Source organism: Ilyobacter polytropus DSM 2926 (assembly GCF_000165505.1).
Taxonomy (GTDB): Bacteria; Fusobacteriota; Fusobacteriia; order Fusobacteriales; family Fusobacteriaceae; genus Ilyobacter; species Ilyobacter polytropus.
In genome coordinates this window covers 2,027,932-2,046,464 of record NC_014632.1, presented here as the reverse complement: position 1 = coordinate 2,046,464, position 18,533 = coordinate 2,027,932, and the positions used below count along the sequence as shown (strand labels likewise).

Annotated in this window: 15 protein-coding genes, 1 tRNA gene and 1 rRNA gene; all 17 read left to right on the top strand. The window is 33.1% G+C overall.

What is annotated here, in order from left to right:
• The first annotated feature begins 1,703 nt into the window (after positions 1–1,703).
• The 17 genes from rpmH to ILYOP_RS09680 all read left to right on the top strand — a co-directional run bounded on the left by rpmH (position 1,704) and on the right by ILYOP_RS09680 (position 18,522).
• Positions 1,704–1,841, top strand: coding sequence for a 50S ribosomal protein L34 (gene rpmH / locus ILYOP_RS09755; protein WP_013388341.1), 138 nt, complete (start codon positions 1,704–1,706; stop codon positions 1,839–1,841).
• A 51-nt stretch (positions 1,842–1,892) separates the two neighbouring features.
• The gene (gene rnpA, locus ILYOP_RS09750; protein ID WP_013388340.1) at positions 1,893–2,234 is read left to right on the top strand and encodes a ribonuclease P protein component; all 342 of its coding nucleotides are present in this window, start codon (positions 1,893–1,895) and stop codon (positions 2,232–2,234) included.
• Positions 2,231–2,473 (top strand): membrane protein insertion efficiency factor YidD, encoded by a 243-nt coding sequence (gene yidD, locus ILYOP_RS15525; RefSeq protein ID WP_013388339.1) that lies wholly within the window; start codon positions 2,231–2,233, stop codon positions 2,471–2,473. The genes rnpA and yidD overlap by 4 nt, the downstream gene beginning before the upstream one ends.
• A gap of 3 nt (positions 2,474–2,476) precedes the next feature.
• On the top strand, positions 2,477–3,103 hold the full coding sequence (locus ILYOP_RS09745; RefSeq protein WP_013388338.1) for a YidC/Oxa1 family membrane protein insertase: 627 nt from the start codon (positions 2,477–2,479) through the stop codon (positions 3,101–3,103).
• Positions 3,103–3,723: an RNA-binding cell elongation regulator Jag/EloR gene (jag, locus tag ILYOP_RS09740; protein ID WP_013388337.1), complete on the top strand. Its 621-nt coding sequence runs from the start codon at positions 3,103–3,105 to the stop codon at positions 3,721–3,723. The genes ILYOP_RS09745 and jag overlap by 1 nt, the downstream gene beginning before the upstream one ends.
• Position 3,724: 1 nt before the next feature.
• Positions 3,725–5,092, top strand: coding sequence for a tRNA uridine-5-carboxymethylaminomethyl(34) synthesis GTPase MnmE (gene mnmE / locus ILYOP_RS09735; RefSeq protein ID WP_013388336.1), 1,368 nt, complete (start codon positions 3,725–3,727; stop codon positions 5,090–5,092).
• Between the two features lie 109 nt (positions 5,093–5,201).
• A complete protein-coding gene (gene mnmG, locus ILYOP_RS09730; protein ID WP_013388335.1) occupies positions 5,202–7,070 on the top strand; it encodes a tRNA uridine-5-carboxymethylaminomethyl(34) synthesis enzyme MnmG in 1,869 nt (622 codons plus the stop codon).
• 273 nt (positions 7,071–7,343) lie between these two features.
• Entirely contained in the window at positions 7,344–10,319 is a 2,976-nt protein-coding gene (mfd, locus tag ILYOP_RS09725; RefSeq protein WP_013388334.1) for a transcription-repair coupling factor, read from the top strand.
• Between the two features lie 201 nt (positions 10,320–10,520).
• Positions 10,521–11,279, top strand: a complete 759-nt coding sequence (mazG, locus tag ILYOP_RS09720) for a nucleoside triphosphate pyrophosphohydrolase (protein ID WP_013388333.1) — start codon at positions 10,521–10,523, stop codon at positions 11,277–11,279.
• 125 nt (positions 11,280–11,404) lie between these two features.
• A complete protein-coding gene (locus ILYOP_RS09715) occupies positions 11,405–11,689 on the top strand; it encodes an RNA-binding S4 domain-containing protein (RefSeq protein WP_013388332.1) in 285 nt (94 codons plus the stop codon).
• Positions 11,690–11,691: 2 nt separating this feature from the next.
• Positions 11,692–12,552, top strand: coding sequence for a 4-(cytidine 5'-diphospho)-2-C-methyl-D-erythritol kinase (gene ispE / locus ILYOP_RS09710; RefSeq protein ID WP_013388331.1), 861 nt, complete (start codon positions 11,692–11,694; stop codon positions 12,550–12,552).
• 33 nt (positions 12,553–12,585) lie between these two features.
• Positions 12,586–12,876: a septation regulator SpoVG gene (gene spoVG / locus ILYOP_RS09705; RefSeq protein ID WP_013388330.1), complete on the top strand. Its 291-nt coding sequence runs from the start codon at positions 12,586–12,588 to the stop codon at positions 12,874–12,876.
• 118 nt (positions 12,877–12,994) lie between these two features.
• Positions 12,995–13,069: transfer RNA gene (locus ILYOP_RS09700), tRNA-Gln, on the top strand.
• Positions 13,070–13,319: 250 nt separating this feature from the next.
• On the top strand, positions 13,320–13,766 hold the full coding sequence (locus ILYOP_RS09695) for an S-layer homology domain-containing protein (RefSeq protein ID WP_013388329.1): 447 nt from the start codon (positions 13,320–13,322) through the stop codon (positions 13,764–13,766).
• 14 nt (positions 13,767–13,780) lie between these two features.
• Positions 13,781–15,130 carry a glucose-6-phosphate isomerase gene (locus tag ILYOP_RS09690; protein WP_013388328.1) on the top strand — a complete coding sequence of 450 codons (1,350 nt, stop codon included), beginning with the start codon at positions 13,781–13,783 and terminating at the stop codon, positions 15,128–15,130.
• A gap of 120 nt (positions 15,131–15,250) precedes the next feature.
• A complete protein-coding gene (locus tag ILYOP_RS09685) occupies positions 15,251–16,639 on the top strand; it encodes an aminopeptidase (RefSeq protein ID WP_013388327.1) in 1,389 nt (462 codons plus the stop codon).
• A 361-nt stretch (positions 16,640–17,000) separates the two neighbouring features.
• Positions 17,001–18,522: ribosomal RNA gene (locus ILYOP_RS09680) — 16S ribosomal RNA — on the top strand.
• The last annotated feature ends 11 nt before the right edge of the window (positions 18,523–18,533 follow it).

The window sequence follows — 18,533 nt, the reverse complement described above, 5'->3', positions numbered from 1 at the left end:
CATAAATAAAATTCATAAAATAACAATAAATGATATCATCTTTTTTGTATATTCACAATAATAAAATCTAAAATAAATTTCTTTTTCTATAAAAAAAAACTTATGTTTTCTTTTTTCCTACGGATTAATATTACTTTCTTACAGAGTTTATAAAAAAATATTATGTACATAAATAATAATAAAATAATTATATTTCCAATATCTTGTCAGAAAGTCTATAGTGTATCATAAAATAAAAAAAATACACAAAAATTTTTTTATTTTTTCAAATTCAATAAGTTTTTATTAAAATTCTTATTGATAAAATAAATAGTTTAAACCAAGTTAATAGTTGAAAAATTTTTATAAATTACTGACTTTATTTGAACCTGTTACTTTTCTCTTGAAAGAAAAGTAACCAAAAGTTCAAGAATTTTCAAATGTCTAGGAAGTATATATTTCTTTTATCGCCTTTGTAAGCTACAGTCCTCGGTTCCCTGCGGAACTTATTCTGTAGGACGGCTGAGTGCAGGTTCTTTCCTGTATAAGCCCTGCGACTTGAAATTCAAAAAAATATAAAACCATATGGTCTTACCTAAGAAACAAGCGCAAAGGTACACCAAAGTTTACGCACTAAAAAGATTTTTTTTAGTTTTTGGCCATTGATAAAATAAGCGTTAAGAATGACTGAGAGAAATCTCTAGAAAAAATCAACTGTCTGAGCGAAGCGAGTTTTGATTTTTACTTAGATTTCCGAAGGCATTTAGCTTATTTTTCACAGGCCTTGATTTTTGGTACTTTTCATCAAGGAAAAGTAACGGAAGTTTGAATAAATTCAATACTTTACTTTAAAATAATAAAAAAGCTTAGTCTAATTTATAAAAATAAATTTTTAAACATAAATTTATATATTAGCTGATTTTGTTGACCTAGAAAGGATCATGAGTTTTAAAAAACACTAAAAAATGTTGTGTACATAGTCATTAATAAAAAACTTATAACTAAACTCCTTTATTTATTTGACTTTTATTTTTACATTTTTTTATTCTGCATGAAAATAAAAGGATTTTTGAAATGTATATTTATAATAATAAAACCATTAATATCTGATCTCTTATTTTACTGGACTCTTCATATCTTTTTTTCTTTTAATTTTATTCTATATTAATAAAATCAAAACTTAAACATTGTGTACAGGGACAAAAATAATTTTTAAAAATAATATTAAGCTCCTTAAAACTAACAGTTTTTCCTCTCTAAACTAGTGTTTTTATTGAGATGTTTAAATATTTAAGGCTTTTTAATTTCTTTTGTATTTTTCTACCTTTCCTAGGAAAATATAAGTTATTATTTATGTCCATTGACAAAAATAATAATTTAAAAACATGAGTTATTGCTTTTCTTGATCTAAATAGCTTAAGTTTATTTTAAACCCTTGGAAAATAAGGAATAAATTTTGTGTATATTGTCATTAATAAAAAAAATGATATCGTTGTTCTCAATCCCTTGAAAATACTGAATTTCAATTAAAATAAAAATTAGCTTTGGTCAGTACATTTAACATTAAACAAAATATCTATCCTTTTGATTTTTTTTGTTTATTAAAAAGAGTTAAAATTCATTGGATAAGAACGTAACTAAATAAAGATTTTTTACTTGACAAAATAAGGATATTCCTTTAAAATATTGATCTGAAAGTAAGAAATTTTTAGGAGGTGAATATAATGAGTAAAAGAACTTTCCAACCTAATAATCACAAAAGGAAAAAAAATCACGGATTTAGAGCCAGAATGAAAACTAAAACTGGAAGACAAGTCTTAAAAAGAAGAAGAACAAGAGGAAGAGCAGAATTATCAGCATAAAACCCGGTGAATAAAAACACCGGGTTTTTACAGATTTTTAAGGAGTTTTAAATGAATAAACTAAAAAAAAATGAACAATTCCAAAATATTTATAAAACAGGAATTAAAGCATTTGGATACTACTCCTTAGTCTACATAAAAACCAATAAAGAGAATAATCATAATCAGGTTGGTTTTGTTGTAAGTAAAAAAACCGGTAACGCTGTATGCAGAAACAGACTTAAAAGACTTTTTAGAGAATATTATCGATTGAATGAAAAAAAAATAAAAAAAAGTTATGATATAGTATTTATAGCCAAAAGAACTGCTGGAGTGAAGGTAAAAACTCTAAAATACTATCAAATGGAAAAAGACCTTAATCTTATTTTTAAAAAGTTGAATATGTTTGTATGAAGAAACTATTATTGTTTTTAATTAAAATTTATCAAAAATTTATATCCAAATTATTGGGCAAGAACTGTAGGTTTTATCCTACCTGTTCTTCTTACACATATCACGCGATAGAGGAGCATGGGTGTTTTATAGGGATATTTTTGGGAATTAGAAGAATCTTAAAATGTCACCCCTTTCATCCTGGCGGGTATGACCCTGTGCCTCCTAGTAGAAAAAAGCAAAAAAACAAGGGGGATTAACCAATGAGTTTTATTACCGTACCTTTAGAGCAAATTATCCTATATTTGTATAAAATAATAGGGAACTTCGGTTTATCTATTATAGGAATAACTGTTCTAATAAAACTATTACTATTACCGCTGACACTAAAGCAGGACAAATCCATGAAGGCTATGAAAAGAATACAGCCTGAAATTGATAAAATAAAAGAAAAATATAAAAATGATAAACAACTCTTAAACGAGAAAACAATGGAATTATATCAAAAATATAAGGTAAATCCTGCTGCAGGATGCTTACCTATGTTAGTACAGTTGCCTATATTATGGGCTCTTTTTGCAGTTTTAAGAAAAGCTCCTGTTGATGGAGGAATCGTACCTGTAGAGTCTACTTTTTTATGGTTAACTCTTGTAAATCCAGATCCATTATATATATTACCTGTACTAAACGGCTTGGTTGCATTTGCACAACAAAAGATTATGGGATCAGGTTCTAATCCACAGATGAAAAATATGATGTACATGTTCCCTATTATGATGGTATTTATATCTTACAAAATGCCTGCAGGTCTTCAAATTTATTGGTTAACCTCTAGTGCTGCTGGAATTCTACAGCAATATTATGTAATGAAAAGAGGAGATGAAGCATAATGAGTAGCGTTGTTGAGATAAAAGCAATGACAAAGGAAGAAGCTATTCAGAGAGCATTAAAAATCTGTGAAGCTAAAATTGAGCAGGTTGTAAAAGTTGAGGAAAAAATCAAATCAAAATCCTTTCTTGGTTTTTTTAAAAAAGAGGGGCTCTTTGAAATAGAGATAAAAAAAGAAAAAGAAGCAGAATCTGAAGTGGTAAAAAAAGCTCAGGAAATCCTAGATTATATGGGACTTAATCTTCATATGGAAATATTAAAATCAAGTGATCATTTTGTACTTTTAAATCTATATGGTGAAGATAATGGAATCATCATAGGTAAAAAAGGTAAAACTCTAAATAGTTTTGAGTATCTTTTAAACAGCCTGGTAAAAAATATGAAGGTTGAAGTTGATGTTGAGGGATTCAAAGAAAAAAGAGCAAATACTTTGAGAGATCTTGCTAGAAAAATGTCTGAAAAAGCATTAAAATCGGATAAAGCAATAAGATTAAATCCAATGCCTCCAAGAGAAAGAAAAATAATTCATGAAATTGTAAATAAATATGAGGATTTAGACACTTATAGTGAGGGTAGAGATCCAAAGAGATACATTGTTATAAAAAAGAAGAGGCAAGGATAATATGTTTGATACAATTGCTGCCATTTCGACCCCTAGAGGCGAGGGTGGGATAGGAATAGTGAGAATGTCCGGAGACGATTCTATAAAGATATTGTCTAAGGTATTCAGAGCAAAATCAGAAAAAAAGGTAGAAGATCTAAAAAGCCACACAATAAATTATGGTCATATCTATGATGGAGAAGTTCTTTTAGATGAGGTTATGGTATCTTTTTTGAAAGGTCCTAAAACTTATACGAGAGAAGATATTGTAGAGATCAACTGTCACGGTGGATATCTTATTACAGAAAAGATTTTGGAACTTCTTTTGAAAAAAGGTGCCAGAATTGCAGAGCAGGGTGAGTTTACTAGAAGAGCTTTTTTAAATGGAAGGTTAGATCTTACTCAGGCTGAAGCTGTAATGGATATAATTCACGGAAAGACAGATAAAAGTATATCCCTTTCCCTCAACCAGCTGAGAGGAGATTTGAAAAATCAGATAGGTATACTAAAAAAAATGATTCTTGATGTGGCGGCTCACGTGAATGTGGTATTAGATTATCCAGAAGAGGGTATAGATGATCCTTTACCTGATAATCTTATGGATAATTTACTAGAAGTTCTCAAAAGTTCAGATGTCTTGATAGCCTCTTATGATAAGGGTAAAATGATAAAAGAGGGTGTAAAAACAGCCATAGTGGGTAAACCAAATGTAGGTAAATCCAGTCTTTTAAATACCATATTAAAAGAGGAAAGAGCCATAGTCACTCATATAGCAGGGACAACAAGGGATATAATAGAGGAAGTTATAAACCTAAAAGGGATCCCTCTTATACTAGTTGATACAGCCGGAATAAGGACTACTGATGATGTTATTGAGAATATAGGTGTAAAAAAATCAGAAGATCTTATAGATAAAGCTGATCTTGTACTCTTTGTGGTTGATGGTTCTAGGGAATTAGAAGAGGAAGATATCAAAGTTCACGACCAGCTTAATGCAGATAAAGTTATAGGTATCTTAAATAAGATAGATATGGAAAGAAAACTTGATCTGACTCCTTTAAATAAGGTCGGAAAATGGATAGAAATATCTGCAACTGAGAATTTGGGAATTTCCAACATGGAGGATGAAATATATAAATATATAATTTCAGGCCAAGTAGAGGATAGTTCTCAAAAGCTAATAATTACAAATGTGAGACATAAATCTGCCTTGGAAAAAACCAAGCAGGCAGTGGAAAATATATTGGAAACGATAAATATGGGATTGCCTATGGACCTTATGGCAGTGGATTTGAAAGAAGCACTTGATTCACTTTCTGAGGTAACTGGTGAGATATCTACAGAGGATCTTCTAGATCATGTTTTCAGCAATTTTTGTGTAGGAAAATAAACTGCCGCAGATTTATCTGCGGTAATTTTCTTTTAATAACTATTATAAAAGGGGTATTATACTCCTTTTATTTATGTACATGTACAATAATAAAAAGGAGATTTCAAACATGAACAGGATGGAATTTGATGTTATAGTTGTAGGTGGAGGTCATGCAGGATGTGAAGCTGCCCTTGCATCAGCAAGACTGGGTAAAAAAACTGCTATGTTTACAATGTATCTTGACAATATAGCAATGATGTCTTGCAATCCATCAATAGGTGGACCTGGAAAAAGTCATCTTGTGGCAGAAATAGATGTTTTAGGTGGAGAGATAGGTAGACATACAGACAGGTATAATCTTCAGTTAAAGCATCTAAACACGAGCAAAGGACCTGCTGCTAGAATAACAAGAGGTCAGGCAGATAAATATTGGTACAGGGTAAAAATGAAAGAGATAATAGAAAATACACCTGGATTAGAAGTTATTCAAGAGACAATAGATGAAATTATTACTGAAGATGGACACGTAACAGGAGTAATTTCATCCCTAGGAATAGAATATAAAGCAAAGAGTGTAGTTTTGGCTACAGGGACATTTTTAAAAGCTAAAGTTGTAATTGGAGATGTTGTGTATCCTGCAGGCAGACAAGGAGAAGGCTCTGCAGAAGAGCTTTCTGAAAGTCTTTTGAAAAATGGTATTGATTTAGAAAGATACCAGACAGCAACCCCTCCTAGAATAGATAAGAGAACTGTTGATTTTTCAAAGCTGAAAGAGATGCACGGAGAGGAAAATCCAAACTTCTTCTCGTTATTTACTAAAAAAGAAAAAAACAGAACTGTTCCTACTTGGCTGACTCATACAACGGAAAAAACAATAGATGTGGCGAGAGAACTTCTTCATTTTTCCCCTATAGTAACAGGTGTGATAAAAACCCATGGTCCGAGACACTGTCCTTCATTAGACAGAAAGGTTTTGAATTTTCCTGATAAAAAAGATCACCAGATATTTTTGGAAATGGAGTCGATGGAATCAAATGAACTTTATGTAAATGGTCTAACTACAGCTATGCCTCCATTTGCACAAGAGAAAATGATGAGAACAATAGCTGGACTTGAGAATGCAGAAATAATGAGATATGGTTATGCTGTAGAATATGACTATGCTCCCGCATATCAGCTTTATCCAAGCCTTGAAAATAAAAAAGTTAGGAATTTATATTTTGCAGGACAGATAAACGGTACTTCTGGATATGAAGAGGCTGCAACTCAGGGATTCATGGCAGGAGTAAATGCCGCTAGAAAAGTAGATAAAAAAGACCCAGTAATAATAGATAGAAGTGAAGCCTATATAGGGGTTCTTATAGATGATATAATTCACAAAAAAACTCCAGAACCTTATAGAGTACTGCCGTCAAGGGCTGAATATAGGTTAACACTTAGATTTGACAATGCCTTTATGAGATTATTAGATAAGTCGAGAGAGATAGGTATAATTTCAGAGGATAAAATAGAGTATTTGGAAAACTGTATAAAAAATATAGACCTTGAGGTACAAAGACTTAAGCAGGAAAGTGTTCCATTATCTAAAGCCAACGAACTCCTAGAAAAAAAAGGAGAAAAGCAAAGAGTAGTAAAAGGTGTAACTGTCAGTGATATACTCAAATTTAAAAATGTATCTTATGAAGATCTGGCTTATATAACAGATATACAGGAATTTCCGGACTTTGTAAAAAATCAGATAGAGACAATAATAAAATATGAGGTGTTTATCGATAGGGAAAGATCTCAAATTGAAAAATTTAAAAAATTAGAAAGTCTTAAAATTCCTGAAGATTTCGATTTTTCTGAAATAAAAGGTGTATCTAATATAGCAAGGCACGGCATGGAAGAAGTACAGCCTATTTCTATAGGAGAAGCCACTAGAATAAGTGGAGTGACGGGACATGACATAGCTCTTCTTATAGCCCATATTGAAAGAATGAAAAAAGACCAGTAAAAACTGGTCTCTTTTTGTATACTCTCAATAATAAAAAAGAAACTTATATATATTTTAGTAAGTTATAAAGGATTATTTTTATAAAATTAGAATATATGCAAAATAAATTTGGATATATTTTTTTATTAATGATAATGTACATTAAGATGAACTGTTTTTTATAAAATTTTTTCTGAAGATATATTATAATTTATAATTATTTTAAAATAATGAACTTATAAAAAATTGTAAAATTTAAAGTTAAAGATTAAAATAGGTGCAGGTGGTTTTTTTATGTTTAAGGATATGAAATTTAACAGAGAAAATATGTATAGGGGAGCAGTTCCCTTTTTTCTTATGAATAGAAATAAAAAAATAGTTTTTATATCCTCTTCAAATAAAAATATAGAGGATTATTATTTTACTCTTTCTGATTACTCCAAAGAATCAGTTTATAAGATAGAGAACTTTAACTATAGTGATGAGGAGTTTCAGACAATAAATTATGGTCTTTTAAAAATATTGGAAAATCGGGATAACTGGATACTGCTTGTTTCACTTGAGGGAATATTAAGAGACTACTTTGCAAGCGGAGATCAGATAGAACTTTGCTTAGAAAAGGACTATGATTTAAAAGCTATAGAGGAAAAACTCGTAAAAAACGGTTTCAGGAAAAATTACCTTGTGGAAAAAAGATGGGAATACAGTCGCAGAGGTGATATTTTAGATATCTATCCTCCGAATGGTGAAAATCCAGTCAGAATAGAGTTTTTTGGTGATGAAGTAGAAAGAATAAGCTATTTTAACATTGAAACCCAGAAGTCTATGGGAAATTTAGATAAAATAAATGTGTACATAAACAATAATAAAGCTGGAAAAAAAACCTTCTCTGAACTACTTGAAAACATGGTATCTGATGAACTGGAAATCTATTTGGAAAATAAAGAGCTTATGAATTATAAGCTAGAGGAACTCATACTCAGAAAAAGAGAGGATGAGTCTGACCTCAGAGATAAATATAGTGATATTTTAGAAAAAACCATAAGCACAGATATAATAAGGTTTCAGAATGAAGATAGTGAAAATTACCAAGAATATGAAAATGTGAAACAAATTTCTGCTGAAAAGAAAGTCATAATTATGACCGAAGAGGAGAAAAGATATAAAGAGATATTTCTCGGAACTCCTATAAAAATATTGAAAGAGCAGCATTATGAAGGTTTTTTAAATGACAATACTCTTGTGCTTACTGACAGAGAACTAAAGGGTATAAGAATAAGAAGGACCGATATAGCAAAAGACAGTGTAAAATATACAAATTTTAATCAGATAAGGCCTGGAGACTACATAATACATGATATATACGGTGTTGGTATATATTTAGGTATAGAAAAAATAGATGAAAATGACTATTTATCCATAAAATACGCCGGGGAAGACAAATTGTATGTACCGGTAACAGGACTTAACAGAATTGAAAAATATATTTGTGAAAAGGGTTCTACCCCAGAGATATACAATCTTGGTAGGAGAGGATTCAGAAAACGAAGAGAAAAACTGAAAAAGGATATAATGGAGTTTGCAAAAGAACTTATAAAAATCCAGGCAAAAAGACAGAGTAAAAACGGTTTTGCTTTTTCAAAAGATACAGTCTGGCAGGAGGAATTTGAGGAAGGGTTTCCTTATAATGAGACCAAGGACCAGATGAGATCAATAGAAGAGGTAAAACAGGATATGGAGTCTCATACAGTTATGGATAGAATTGTATGTGGTGACGTAGGTTATGGAAAAACAGAAGTTGCCATGAGAGCTGCATTTAAGGCTCTCATGGATGGAAAACAGGTTGTTGTTATGGCTCCTACAACTGTGTTGGCAAGCCAACATTATCAAAGATTTTTAGATAGATTTAAAAATTATCCCATAGAGATATCACTTCTTTCTAGGTTAAAGAGTGACAAGGATCAAAATGATATAATAAAAAAACTAAAGGCAGGAACAGTGGATCTTGTAATAGGAACACACAGGCTTCTTTCAAAAGATGTGGGATTCAAAAACCTTGGACTTGTAATTATAGATGAGGAACAGAAGTTTGGAGTAAAAGCCAAGGAAAAGCTAAAACATTTCCGTGCCAACGTGGATATGTTGACCCTTACTGCCACCCCTATACCTAGAACTCTAAATCTGGCATTTCTTGGAATAAGGGATATATCTATAATACAAACTCCACCTCCTAACAGGCTTCCTGTAGAAACAAATTTTATAGAAAAAACCAGGGAAAATATCAAAGAAGCAGTTATGAAAGAGGTCGCAAGAGAAGGACAGATATTTTATCTTTTTAACTCTGTGAAAAACATGAAGAGGAAACTAGAGGAGATAGAGTCCATTATTCCTAAATATGTGAAAACGACATATATCCATGGACAGATGACTCCTAAGGAGATAAGAGACCGAATAAAAGATTTTGAAGACGGAGAAGTAGATTTACTGCTGTCTACAACGATAATAGAAAACGGAATAGACATAGAAAACGCCAATACAATAATAATAGAAAATATAGATAAACTTGGATTATCTCAGGTTTATCAACTTAGGGGAAGAGTAGGACGTGGAAGTCGTAAAGCCTATTGCTACCTGGTGGTCGATAAGGATAAAAAGATGACCAAAAAAGGTGAGCAGAGAAAGGACTCCCTTGAGAATATAGGTGTATTCGGAGCAGGTTTTCAGCTTTCAATGGAAGACATGAGAATAAGAGGTGCTGGGGAAATACTAGGAGAAAAACAGCATGGAGCCTTGGAAACTCTCGGATATGATCTTTATCTAAAGCTTTTAGATGAGGAGGTAAAAAAAGCTAAGGGAGAGGAGATACTTCCTGATGATGTGGATGTAGATCTAGACCTAAATGCTAATATTCCAGCAAGTTATATTGATGAATCTGAAAAAATTGTTATTTATAAAAGACTTCTCATGGTTGATTCTAGTGAAGAAATAGAAGATATAAAGTCAGAGTTAGTTGACAGATTTGGGAAAATGCCTGATCCTGTAAAAAATCTATTTTATTATTTAGAAGTAAAACTTTTAGCCAAACAGAATTTTTTAAAGGGGATAAAGAAAATAGACGAAGGTTACCTGATAAAATTTTTAGAGGAAAAACTAGATTTTGAAAAGGTTCACAATCTTATATCCAAAGGAGAGGTAATCTATGTTCCAAAAGAAGAGGGGATAATTTACAGAGGAGATATTCTTGAATTTTTAATGAAATTAAAGGGTTAGAAATGTATACGGATAAAAATAAAAAAGAATTTTATTTTTAAAAATTACTAACTTTATTTGAACCCATTACTTTTCTCTTGAAAAAAAGAACCCCAAGGGCATTTCATCAAGGAAAAGTAACGGAACTTTGGATAAATTAAACATTTGTTTCAAATTAAATATCAAAAATTATTATTGATAATATACACATGGGAGATGATTATGAAAGAATTTCAAAGACTTGTGGAAATAATGAGAAAACTCAGGGCGCCTGGAGGATGCCCGTGGGATAGAGAACAGACAATAGAGAGTCTTAAACCATATCTTCTAGAGGAGGTATATGAAACTCTAGAAGCTATGGATAAAGGTGGAGACGAGTTAAAGGGTGAGCTAGGAGACCTTTTGCTCAATGTTGTTTTTCAGTCACTTATAATGGAAGAAAAAAAAGAGTTTGATATAGAGGACGTATCTAAGGCAGTGTCTGAAAAATTAATAAGGAGACATCCCCATGTATTTGGAGATATAGGGGTAAAAGACAGTGGTGAAGTAATAAAAAACTGGGATGCTATAAAAAAAGAGGAGAAAGAACACAGACACAGAAAATCCATATTAGACGGAATCCCTGGAGTTTTACCACCTCTTTCAAAGGCTGAAAAACTCCAGCATAAAGCTGCAAAAGTTGGCTTTGACTGGGAAAATACAGACGGAGCCATAGATAAGATGGAAGAGGAACTCGAAGAGATGAGAGAAGCCTTTAAAAATAAGGATTTGGAAAATTTAAAAGAAGAGATGGGAGATGTTGTTTTCTCACTGGTTAATGTGGCTAGGCTTGCAGGAATAAATATCACAGATGCTATTATGAAAACCAATAATAAATTTGAACAGCGGTTTAGATATATAGAGGAAAATTGTGACATAGAAAATTCAGATTTAGAAAAAATGGAAAAATTGTGGCAAGAGGCAAAAAAGAAAAAAATATAAAAAAACAAAAGAAAACTTAGGGTTTATTTTATATTCATAAATATAATTTTTTTTAAAATCCCTGTAAAATTAATTTGATTAGAATAAAAAATAAGGTAATATAAAAATGAATTGGAGGAATAAATTTGAGATTAGATAAATTTTTGAAGGTCTCTAGAGTTATAAAAAGAAGACCTGTAGCAAAGACAGTAATTGACAATAAAAAGGCAAAAATAAATGGAAAAATAGCTAAGGCAGGTACAGAAATAAAAAGTGGAGATATTTTAGAATTAGAATATTTTAATAGATATTTTAAAATAGAGATAGTAGACGTCCCTGCAGGAAATGTACCAAAGGATAAAGCCCAAGACCTCGTAAAAATAATAGAGGTAAAGGAGCTAGAAATCCCAGAAAAAGAGGAACTGTTTTAATTATGATAAAGAAAATAAAATCAAACGCTAAAATAAATATAGGACTCAACATTAAAGGTAAACTTTCAAATGGATACCATCTTTTAGATATGGTGATGGCCCCTATAAATCTTTATGATGAGATTGAAATTAATTTTACAGGGGATCCTGGACCCCTCATTATAAAGACAAATCGAGAAGACATCCCAACAGGAAAGGAAAATATTCTCTATAAGGTATATGAAGCCTTCTATAATAAGACAGGTATATCAAATCAAAATATAGAACTTTATTTGGAAAAAAAAATACCTCATCAGGCAGGTCTTGGAGGCGGAAGTTCCAACGGAGGATTTTTCTTAAAGGAGCTAAATCTATATCATGGGAATCCCCTGGATCTAGAGGAGATGGTGGATATTTCAAAAGGTATAGGGGCAGACATTCCGTTTTTTCTGGTAAATAAAACCTGTAGAATTAATGGTATAGGGGAAAAGGTTCAAATAGTGGAAAATAATCTCGAATGTGATATTTTGATAATAAAGCCACCTTTTGGAGTTAGTACAGGAAAGGCATACAATAATTTTTCAAAACTTGAAAATAAAAAAGATGCAAATATTGAAAAAATATTGGTGGGATTAAAGGAAAATAAACTTTCTGATGTATTAAACAATATAGAAAATCATTTAGAACAGGCGTTATTAATTGAAAATGAAGATTTGAGGTCATTTAAAAATTTTTTGGACAGTTTAAAATTTACTTATTTCTTCATGTCTGGAAGTGGTAGTGCCTATTTTTCATTGGTGGAAAAGAAAAATTCTCAAGAAATGTATTCAAATTTAAAATGTCTTTTAGAGGGCTGTGAAGTTTATCTTTGCAGTTTTTCATAAAACAACAAACAAAAAGGAAGGTGCTTGGGTACGATGAAAATTACAGACGTAAGACTCAGAACTGTGAAGAATGAGAATGAACTAAAGCTAAAGGCTTACGCGGACATTACTTTTGATGAGTGTTTTGTTATTCATGGATTAAAAGTAATTGATGGACAAAAGGGAATGTTTGTGGCGATGCCTTCTAGAAAGATGCCTAATGGGGAGTATAAGGATATTGCACATCCGATCACTCCAGAAATCAGAAAAGAGGTTACCGATACAGTAATCGAAAAATATAATGAAGTTGAAAAAGAAGAGTCAGAGGCAGAAAGTCTAGTATAAAAAATAAGTCCAAAAGGGCTTATTTTTTATTTCGAAAAGTTCAACTGAAATCATCAAGGAGGATATGATAAAAAAAAGTTGACACAAAAAAACAAATATGTTATTATTATCCCGTTGTTGGGCTGTCGCCAAGCGGTAAGGCAACGGACTTTGACTCCGTCATGCGCTGGTTCGAATCCAGCCAGCCCAGCCATTATAATAAAAACCAAACCTGCTTATAAGCAGGTTTTTTTATTTTTTGTATATTTTTAAAATTTCACTAAAAATAAAAGGAATAAAAAAAAAATAAGTAGAATAATTTGATGAACTATATTAAAATTAGCCAACAGTAATTTGTGTAGATATTTGATTTATTTTTAATCAAATAATGAACACTAGATGCAATTGATACTATATATATCATATGCTATACTGAAAAAATAAAGAAAATGGTGAAATTTATTATGAAAAAATTAGTTTTTCTTTTTTTTATTGTTTTTTCCGTTGGTTTTTCAGAGGTTCCTTTTAAAGATATAACGGATGAGCACTGGGCTTATAAATCAGTTGAAAACCTTTTAAATAAAGGTATACTGAAACAAGACTCTGAAATATTTCAAGGTAAAAATGAGGTAACGAGATATGAATTTGCTTATTATTTATCTAAGGTAATAAATAAAAGTGATTCAGAAAAGGCAAGCAGAGATGATTTGGAAATATTAGAAAATTTAGTTTATGAGTTTTCTAAAGAGTTAAATAAGATGGGGTTTGATTCTGATCTTTATCTATCTATGGTGAAAAGTCACGATGAAAAAATAAAAGAATTGAATTCCAAGCTAGAAGAAAACAGAAAATTAATAGACGAGCTTCAAAGAAAAATAAGAGAATTAGAAAAAAATAAAAAAACTTTTTAGGAGGAACTTATATTATGAATAAAATTTCTTTTGACTATTCTAAAGCTCTTGGATTTTTCCATCAGCATGAAATTGATCTTATGGAGAAGCAGACAATGTCTGTTGCGGAGACTCTAGAAAAAAAAGATGGTGCTGGAAATGATTTTCTCGGATGGATGGATCTTCCTGTAAATTATGATAAGACAGAATTTGAAAGAATAAAAACTGCAGCTAATAAGATCAAAGAGGACTCGGAAGTCCTTGTTGTAATAGGTATAGGGGGATCATACTTAGGAGCAAAGGCAGCGATAGAGTTTTTGTTTCACTCTTTTTACAACAGTCTTTCGAAAGAAGAGAGAAAAACCCCTGAAATTTATTTTGCAGGAATAAATGTATCCGGATCTTATATCAACCATTTGATGGAGCTTATAGGGGATAGAGATTTTTCTGTAAATGTAATATCAAAATCCGGAACAACTACAGAACCTGCAGTTGCATTTAGAATTTTCAAAAAGAAACTAGAAAAAAAATATGGTGTAGAAGGCGCAAAATCGAGAATATATGCTACAACTGACAAAGCCAGAGGAGCTTTAAAACAGCTATCTACTCAAGAGGGCTATGAAACATTTGTTGTTCCTGACGATGTAGGGGGAAGATATTCTGTACTTACTGCAGTAGGACTATTACCTATAGCAGCTGCTGGTGTAGATATAGATGATCTCATGAAGGGAGCGGCAGATGCTAGAGAGGAGTATAAGTCTCCTTACGAAAAAAATAACTGTTATAAGTATGCAGCAACTAGAAATATTCTTCATAGAAGAGGAAAAGATATAGAGCTTATGATAAATTATGAGCCAAAGCTTCATTATATTTCAGAATGGTGGAAACAGCTTTATGGAGAATCAGAGGGAAAAGACGGAAAAGGAATTTATCCAGCATCTGCAGATTTCACAGCTGATCTACATTCTTTAGGTCAATATATCCAAGATGGAAAGAGACATCTTTTTGAAACTCTTATAAATATAGAAAAACCAGAAACAGATATAACAATAGAAGAGGACGAATTTAACTTAGACGGTTTAAACTATCTTGCAGGGAAAACCATGGACTATGTAAACAAAAAAGCTATAGAGGGGACAATATTAGCCCATGCAGACGGAGGAGTTCCTACTCTTGTGGTAAACATTCCAGAAGCAACAGCTTATCATTTGGGATACCTATTCTACTTCTTTGAAAAAGCTTGTGCTATAAGTGGATATTTACTCGGAGTAAATCCTTTCGATCAGCCAGGAGTGGAAGAATACAAGAAAAACATGTTTGCTCTTTTGGAAAAACCAGGTTATGAAAAAGCAACAGAAGAGATAAATAAAAGACTAAATAAATAACAAGAAAAGCTGTCGTTTCTGGCAGCTTTTCTTATATTAAAAAACATTTTAATTTATATGGTAGGTATAATTTGCTATACTATATTTATAGATATAAAATAATAAAAAAGAGGTGATAAGATGCTTTATAAAAAAGAGAACGGGTGGAAAAAAACAGAAAAATCACAGAAAGAAATTATATTTTCCTTTTCAGAAAAATATAAAGAATTTTTAAACATAGGAAAAACTGAGAGAGAATTCGTCAGAGAAAGTATAAAATTAGCTGAAGCTAATGGGTTTAGAGATGTATCCTCTGATGAAAATCTTAAAGCCGGGGATAAGATATATTATGTAAATAGGGAAAAAAACATTGTTTTGGCAATTATAGGTAAAAAAGATATAGTTGAAGGAATTAATTTTATAGTTTCCCATATAGATTGTCCTAGACTTGATTTAAAGCAAAATCCTCTTTATGAAGATACAGATTTGGCTCTGATGAAAACTCATTACTATGGTGGAATAAAAAAATATCAGTGGGGATCAACTCCTTTGGCACTACATGGGACTGTTGTTTTAAAATCTGGAGAAAAAATAGATATAATAATAGGAGAAAATGAAAATGATCCTGTATTTTCTATTCCAGATATACTTCCACATTTAGATTCAAAGGTTCAAAGAGGCAGAAGTTCTTCAGAAATACTCAAAGGAGAAGAATTACATATTATAGTTGGAAGTATACCCTCTAAAATAAACAATGAAGAGGTGAAGGAACTCGTAAAATACGCAGTTCTTGAAAAATTAAATGAGACTTATGGAATGGAAGAAGAAGATTTTCTCTCAGCAGAACTACAACTTGTCCCGGCTCACAAATCAAGAGACGTTGGATTTGACAGAGGAATAGTAGGTTCTTATGGTCATGATGACAGAATATGTGCCTTTACATCTATGATGGCCATATTCGACTATGAAGGTGTTCCTGAAAAAACTGCAGTTTGTTTTATGGCTGATAAGGAAGAAATTGGATCTACAGGATCTACAGGACTACAGTCTTTTTATATAGAATACTTTGTATCTGATATAATTTATAAAATAAAAGGCCAAGAATACTCTGACTATCTTCTAAGAAAATGCTTCTGGAATTCTAGGGCACTTTCTTCTGATGTAAATGCAGGAATAAATCCAATATTTAAGTCAGTACACGATTCGCAAAATGCAGCTATGCTTGGATATGGAATTGTAGTTAGTAAATATACCGGAGCAAGAGGTAAGAGTGGAACTAATGATGCAGATGCAGAATATGTGGGAGAGATTAGAACATTATTTAATGAAAATAATATAAAATGGCAGACGGCAATGCTTGGAAAAGTAGATGAAGGAGGAGGAGGAACTGTAGCAATGTATCTAGCTCACCATGGAATAAAAACAATAGATGCAGGTCCTGCGGTAATCTCAATGCATTCTCCTTTTGAGTTGGCGTCAAAATTTGATATATATGAAACTTATAAGGCTTATAAATTATTTTATAAGTAATTAAAGTTAAGGAGAAACTTCTGTTTTTTACAGGAGATTCTTTTAGTTATAATAAAGCTTTTTTGTATTTAGATAAAGAGTTCAAAGTCTAGTCAGAAAATAAAAAATTTAATGGTTATAAAAAAATTAAAAAAGTGTTGACTGAAGTTTGTAGATATGTTATTATATTTCTTGTCCGCGAGAGAAAAGGACAGAAGAAACTTCAGATGACAAGTCAGCTGGAGGTTTGAAAAACAAAAGGACATTAGCAATTAAATAGAGAAGGAAGTCAAAATCGTCATCATAGATGACAAAGAAGTCCAAACAAGATTTGGACACAGTTAGGTGTTAATAATCTCGCAAGAGATTTAAATAAACTTTTTGAATGAAGAGTTTGATCCTGGCTCAGGATGAACGCTGACAGAATGCTTAACACATGCAAGTCGACTGGAATTCACCTTCGGGTGATAGTACGGTGGCGGACGGGTGAGTAACGCGTAAAGAACTTGCCCTCTAGACTGGGACAACTGTTGGAAACGACAGCTAATACCGGATATTATGGAACTGCGGCATCGTGGAACTATGAAAGGCTATATGCGCTAGAGGAGAGCTTTGCGTCCCATTAGTTAGTTGGTAGGGTAATGGCCTACCAAGACGATGATGGGTAGCCGGCCTGAGAGGGTGATCGGCCACAAGGGGACTGAGACACGGCCCTTACTCCTACGGGAGGCAGCAGTGGGGAATATTGGACAATGGACTAAAAGTCTGATCCAGCAATTCTGTGTGCACGATGAAGGTCTTCGGATCGTAAAGTGCTTTCAGGTGGGAAGAAGAAAGTGACGGTACCACCAGAAGAAGCGACGGCTAAATACGTGCCAGCAGCCGCGGTAATACGTATGTCGCAAGCGTTATCCGGAATTATTGGGCGTAAAGCGCGTCTAGGCGGCCTTTTAAGTCTGATGTGAAAATGCGGGGCTCAACTCCGTATTGCGTTGGAAACTGGAAGGCTAGAGTATCAGAGAGGTGGGCGGAACTACAAGTGTAGAGGTGAAATTCGTAGATATTTGTAGGAATGCCGATGGGGAAGCCAGCTCACTGGATGAATACTGACGCTAAAGCGCGAAAGCGTGGGGAGCAAACGGGATTAGATACCCCGGTAGTCCACGCCGTAAACGATGATCACTAAGTGTGGGGGGTCGAACCTCCGTGCTCAAGCTAACGCGATAAGTGATCCGCCTGGGGAGTACGTACGCAAGTATGAAACTCAAAGGAATTGACGGGGACCCGCACAAGCGGTGGAGCATGTGGTTTAATTCGACGCAACGCGAGGAACCTTACCAGCCCTTGACATCCCAAGAACTAGGCAGAGATGCTTAGGTGCCTTTTCGGAGGAACTTGGTGACAGGTGGTGCATGGCTGTCGTCAGCTCGTGTCGTGAGATGTTGGGTTAAGTCCCGCAACGAGCGCAACCCCTATCGTATGTTACCATCATTAAGTTGGGGACTCATGCGAGACTGCCTGCGACGAGCAGGAGGAAGGTGGGGATGACGTCAAGTCATCATGCCCCTTATGGGCTGGGCTACACACGTGCTACAATGGACAATACAGAGGGTAGCGATCCCGCGAGGGGGAGCCAATCTCAGAAAGTTGTTCTTAGTTCGGATCGCAGTCTGCAACTCGACTGCGTGAAGTTGGAATCGCTAGTAATCGCGAATCAGCAATGTCGCGGTGAATACGTTCTCGGGTCTTGTACACACCGCCCGTCACACCACGAGAGTTGGTTGCACCTGAAGTAGCAGGCCTAACCCGTTTACGGGAGGGATGTTCCTAAGGTGTGATTAGCGATTGGGGTGAAGTCGTAACAAGGTATCCGTACGGGAACGTGCGGATGGATCACCTCCTTTCTAAGGAGCAC

Bases quoted from the DNA above. Each gene is read 5' to 3' on its own strand.
- rpmH (WP_013388341.1), top strand. From the start codon at position 1,704: ATGAGTAAAAGAACTTTCCAACCTAATAATCACAAAAGGAAAAAAAAT.
- rnpA (WP_013388340.1), top strand. From the start codon at position 1,893: ATGAATAAACTAAAAAAAAATGAACAATTCCAAAATATTTATAAAACA.
- yidD (WP_013388339.1), top strand. From the start codon at position 2,231: ATGAAGAAACTATTATTGTTTTTAATTAAAATTTATCAAAAATTTATA.
- ILYOP_RS09745 (WP_013388338.1), top strand. From the start codon at position 2,477: ATGAGTTTTATTACCGTACCTTTAGAGCAAATTATCCTATATTTGTAT.
- jag (WP_013388337.1), top strand. From the start codon at position 3,103: ATGAGTAGCGTTGTTGAGATAAAAGCAATGACAAAGGAAGAAGCTATT.
- mnmE (WP_013388336.1), top strand. From the start codon at position 3,725: ATGTTTGATACAATTGCTGCCATTTCGACCCCTAGAGGCGAGGGTGGG.
- mnmG (WP_013388335.1), top strand. From the start codon at position 5,202: ATGAACAGGATGGAATTTGATGTTATAGTTGTAGGTGGAGGTCATGCA.
- mfd (WP_013388334.1), top strand. From the start codon at position 7,344: ATGTTTAAGGATATGAAATTTAACAGAGAAAATATGTATAGGGGAGCA.
- mazG (WP_013388333.1), top strand. From the start codon at position 10,521: ATGAAAGAATTTCAAAGACTTGTGGAAATAATGAGAAAACTCAGGGCG.
- ispE (WP_013388331.1), top strand. From the start codon at position 11,692: ATGATAAAGAAAATAAAATCAAACGCTAAAATAAATATAGGACTCAAC.
- spoVG (WP_013388330.1), top strand. From the start codon at position 12,586: ATGAAAATTACAGACGTAAGACTCAGAACTGTGAAGAATGAGAATGAA.
- ILYOP_RS09695 (WP_013388329.1), top strand. From the start codon at position 13,320: ATGAAAAAATTAGTTTTTCTTTTTTTTATTGTTTTTTCCGTTGGTTTT.
- ILYOP_RS09690 (WP_013388328.1), top strand. From the start codon at position 13,781: ATGAATAAAATTTCTTTTGACTATTCTAAAGCTCTTGGATTTTTCCAT.
- ILYOP_RS09685 (WP_013388327.1), top strand. From the start codon at position 15,251: ATGCTTTATAAAAAAGAGAACGGGTGGAAAAAAACAGAAAAATCACAG.